The 445-nt window shown below is 50.6% G+C and carries 1 protein-coding gene; it reads right to left on the reverse strand.

From position 1 onward, the window contains the following. On the reverse strand, positions 1–445 hold a 445-nt coding region (locus tag AC1DFM_RS34805), incomplete at both ends, for an AMP-binding protein (RefSeq protein WP_477081385.1).

The raw sequence follows: 445 nt of genomic DNA on the forward strand, positions 1-445 counted from the left end.
CCATACGGGCGCCCCAGCACCCATACGGGCGCCCCAGCACAGTGGCAGAAACAGTTCCCATACCGATACATCAAAAGTGAAAGTGGTCTTCTGTAAAATGATGTCTGCAGACGTAAAATTGTAATGCTGCCACATCCACTCCAAACGGTTCACCACACCACGGTGTTCCAGCATACAACCTTTAGGACGACCCGTGGAGCCTGAAGTGTAGATCACGTAAGCCAGGTCGTGGGGCTGGTTAATAATAGCTGGCGTTGTGGTGCTGTATGCTGATTGCACTGCTTTAAAACGCAACAGCTCCCCTTCATCGATCAACACTTTGCAGCCACTGTCCGACAGGATATAATCAATACGTTCCTGCGGAAAGTCAGGATCAATGGGAACATAAGCCCCACCTGACTTCAGCACCGCCAGCAAAGCAATGATCATTCGCTCACTTCTTTCC

The organism is Chitinophaga sp. 05T412 (genome assembly GCF_056396465.1).